A 3,583-nucleotide genomic window follows, 5' to 3' on the forward strand; every position below is an offset into this window, starting at 1 on the left:
TGAATCAGGTTTAATTCCTCAAGTTGTTTAATATCTCTGACAATCTGCCTAATGCCTATTTTTGTATCAGCGTGCAAATCTTTAATACTTCTAAAGAAAAAATCCTCATTCTTCCCTGTGAATCTATTTATTTTTTCTCTTCAGCTTTCTCTATGTTTTGAGGATTCCCTGCTGTTACTTTTTTAGAGGGATAATCCAGCCCTTTATCAGCAAATTGCTCCTTTTCGTAGGCAAGTTCTGCTATATGTTCTTCAAAGTCAATGCCTTGCTCGGCTAAAATATCGGTATAAGAAGCCAGTCCATTGGTAACAGCTTCAATATTCGCCTTCTGGTCCTTGAGAGGGTCAACCCAATCCCAAGTTCGGGCTGTCCATTTTGCAGAGTCAAATCTTTCAAGGTCTCTAATGCTAAAAGGAGTCCCTGGCAAAGTCAGTAATATTTCAAGCCATTCTCTGTAAACTATATCACAGAAATTCTCAATAAACCAATTTTGAATTGACCGCCAATTATCTCTTTCTTCCAAAAGACCTGAACGACTGGAAGCATAATTAACGCTTTCAAGGTCTGAAGCAAGGCTATTGTAAGCGACTCCCCAAGCAGAGGACATTTTTCTCAACATCTGCTTTACAAAGGGTGCAAAATTGCCTTGAGGATGTTTGGGGTCAAACATTTCAAAGCCTGAGCCTGCTGGCAAGACCTCAAAAGTGCCAGGCTCGGCTTCGGTGATTATGTCTTTGCCTTGGGTATCGTCTCCAAGATATTGTCCATCTGGGGTTGTAATTATCCCCATCTTGGCAGCAGATACCCTTGCTGATACTAATTCAGCCTCCTCATAGCCGTCTAACATCTGGCAAGTTGCCATTCCTGCGTGAATCCAAGTGAATCCACGACTATCATTGCATCTATCGGGGTCAAAAAGATGAATGATATCATTGGCAAGGACTCTCTCTGTCCGGTATTCTACACCGCCATAATCGCCAGGATGCTTCGTCAAAATATGATAGGCAACAGGCTTTTTCCATTTATCAAACTCAACACCCATTCTAATCTCATTGTCGTTAGGAATTGTGATATTCAGATTTTCGTTGATGTGGTCTGACTCCATCAGTTGAAGAGCAAAGCGGTATTTGTTTTCATAGCCTCTGACTATTCGGATAAAGACTTCTCCGTCTCTGGCGACAGTCTTTATAGCCTGCCTTTGTATATCCTGCCAAGATAGTTTGCCCTGAACATCAGGAGAGTTTTTTAGTTTGCCCCAGTCTGCCCATTTTGCCTCAAGGAAGTCATTAACCTTTTCGTCTGATTCACCGCTATTAAGTTTAATTTTGGATTGAAAAGTTATACCCTTGGCACCAAGAACATTTATGGTGATCATCCGCAGGTATTTTTTAACATAGCTGTTGTTGCGACTCAGTTCCCTTGCTCGGTCCCGAAGCGTCTTTAGCCCTGCTCTTATTTCTGCGTCTCCAGATGTTCCTGTGGCAAGCCAAGAGGCATTAAGCCTTGACATCTGTGCTCCTGCAAAAGAACGCTTGCGAATAGGTTTTTGAACAGTCCTCTTAAAAATTCTCTTTAGCCAATTCATTCTTAAAACCTCACTAATACCCTTCCACCGCCACCAAGCCCTTGTGCAATTTTCTCTGCTTTAAGTTCACTATCATATTTTATCTGAAAATTATTTTGCCATTTGATTAGCTCTTCCGGTGTCATTTTAGCAATACTTCGCCCTGCGATTGTATAACTCATTACATCTGCGACTGCCTTACCTTCTAATAATGCACTTATGGCATCAAGAGTTTTTTTGATTTGACTGCGAGGGTCATACCCTGCGGTTTGTGTAGACAATCGGGCTTTGACTACAAGCATTCCCGTTGCGATAGGATGGGATTCTGCGGGTGTGGTTTTTGTAATGTGGGATTGCCAGCGATATGTGCCTGCTGCCCAGAGGGAGGTAATGCTTGGAGTCAGCGTAATCAGATAGTCGTCTCCGGATGTTGTCGCTGTGATAGCAATAGCAGTTCCACCGCCACGAAAGGCATAAATCAGCGACCAGCCTCCAGAAGCTGGATAATCGGAGACGGTTATTTTCCAAGTGGCATTATCACCTGCAATTATCTCTTCTGGTTCTATGGTAGGAATTGAGACACTCACAAAATAAGGGTAAAGAGAAAAAAAGAATTTGTCAAGCCTTTTTTACAGAAGGTCTTGGTCTTATAGGTGCTTTCTTGGCTGTCTGCCAATAAGGACTTTTGCACGCAGGACATTTTTTTGGTGCAAAAGAATTGCGTGGCACCCAATGATAACCACATCGCAAACAATGTCTCTCCTCAAGTCCTTTATCTTCTACAGGGGTGAATATTAATCCCCCATCTGCGTTTTGTTTCAAATGATAATAGCTCATTTATTTTCCTACCTCCTTTACTATCTCCCGCCAGACTCCCGTCAAAGCAGGCTTTAATCCGTTCCAAGCTATCCACCCAAGTAATAAAGTTCCTACTAATCCCGCCAATTCTAACATTCTTCTTCCTCCTTTTCTTCAATATACGAACATCCCGCAGGGGAACACCCCTTGCCTTCTCCATCACCATTACATTTATTGCCTGTTATACTGCAATAATAGCCATATAAATAACCATTATCCCACCATTCCTGATGTTCTCTCATCTCTCATTCCTCCTTTTCTAAATCCTGTTCTGCGACCAGAACAATCAGATCGCCACGATAAAAACTCACTGTCCACAGGTCTTGTCCGTAGTGTTTGATAACTACGCCCTTTGTGCCCTTTGTGGTCGTCCTGACCTTATCGCCTGCCTCAAATTTTGGTGGTTCATACATTTTTTACCTCCTTTCTAAGCTGGCGACTTATTGCCACCAGCTTATATTTTTGTCTCCTACCTCAACCCTATATCAAAAAGGTCTCCTCTCCCTGCCACTCCTTCGTCAGTTCTTTCCTTTGCAGGTTAATCTGGTGGAGGATTTCTCCTGCTTTTTTGATTATGTCCAATCCTGCTTGGAAAGATTGTTCTGAATAGACTTCTTCCATTGTAAATAGCACAACGCTACCTTCATCGCCTTCATCATCTCTATCCATTCTACGATAGCGATTAGCAAAGGCAAAACATTTTATAGAAAAGATGTCTTTCCCAAACCTTTTACACCCACATATCATTTCAGGATTTCCTTGATATTCTGAGGGCAACCCCTCTTTTCCCAAAACCCCTGAAATTTCCAGAATTTTTCTTGCCTTTCCCTCAATTTCAGGGACTACTACTTTCTCAGTTTTAATACTTATCATTTACTTTCTCCTCCCCCAGCATTGCTGCCAGGGTTAATATTACAATCTGCCATCATCCCGTTATAGTTTGTTTCTGTTTTACCTCCTTATTTTGTTTTGCAAGCCATTCATCTCGCTGTCTTCTCGCTGATTCCAAAGTTCTGGCACAACAAGAAAATAACTCTCCCGATGGTGTGCGGTAATCGTATTGATATATACGCCACCCATTTTCTTTTGTCCTTGGCATAAACTTTTCAAATTGTTCTTTGCCGTTTTCACATTTTCTTGGATTTAACATTTTACCTCCTT

Annotated in this window: 6 protein-coding genes; all 6 read right to left on the bottom strand. The window is 41.8% G+C overall.

Translation table 11 applies throughout. The features are described 5' to 3' along the window. Positions 1-127: 127 nt before the first annotated feature. Positions 128-1,585, bottom strand: coding sequence for a phage portal protein (locus WC623_RS24750; protein ID WP_372856260.1), 1,458 nt, complete (start codon positions 1,583-1,585; stop codon positions 128-130). A 2-nt stretch (positions 1,586-1,587) separates the two neighbouring features. Next, entirely contained in the window at positions 1,588-2,151 is a 564-nt protein-coding gene (locus tag WC623_RS24755; RefSeq protein WP_372856262.1) for a hypothetical protein, read from the bottom strand. A gap of 360 nt (positions 2,152-2,511) precedes the next feature. After that, on the bottom strand, positions 2,512-2,664 hold the full coding sequence (locus WC623_RS24760; RefSeq protein ID WP_372856264.1) for a hypothetical protein: 153 nt from the start codon (positions 2,662-2,664) through the stop codon (positions 2,512-2,514). Positions 2,665-2,667: 3 nt separating this feature from the next. After that, positions 2,668-2,835, bottom strand: coding sequence for a hypothetical protein (locus WC623_RS24765; protein ID WP_372856266.1), 168 nt, complete (start codon positions 2,833-2,835; stop codon positions 2,668-2,670). Between the two features lie 67 nt (positions 2,836-2,902). Beyond that, positions 2,903-3,295 carry a hypothetical protein gene (locus WC623_RS24770; protein ID WP_372856268.1) on the bottom strand — a complete coding sequence of 131 codons (393 nt, stop codon included), beginning with the start codon at positions 3,293-3,295 and terminating at the stop codon, positions 2,903-2,905. Positions 3,296-3,347: 52 nt separating this feature from the next. Further along, the coding region (locus tag WC623_RS24775; protein WP_372856270.1) for a DUF3873 family protein at positions 3,348-3,583 on the bottom strand (236 nt) is incomplete at its 5' end.

Source organism: Pedobacter sp. (assembly GCF_041645105.1).
GTDB lineage: Bacteria > Bacteroidota > Bacteroidia > Sphingobacteriales > Sphingobacteriaceae > Pedobacter.

Bases quoted from the DNA above. Each gene is read 5' to 3' on its own strand.
- WC623_RS24770 (WP_372856268.1), bottom strand. From the start codon at position 3,295: ATGATAAGTATTAAAACTGAGAAAGTAGTAGTCCCTGAAATTGAGGGA.
- WC623_RS24765 (WP_372856266.1), bottom strand. From the start codon at position 2,835: ATGTATGAACCACCAAAATTTGAGGCAGGCGATAAGGTCAGGACGACC.
- WC623_RS24750 (WP_372856260.1), bottom strand. From the start codon at position 1,585: ATGAATTGGCTAAAGAGAATTTTTAAGAGGACTGTTCAAAAACCTATT.
- WC623_RS24760 (WP_372856264.1), bottom strand. From the start codon at position 2,664: ATGAGAGAACATCAGGAATGGTGGGATAATGGTTATTTATATGGCTAT.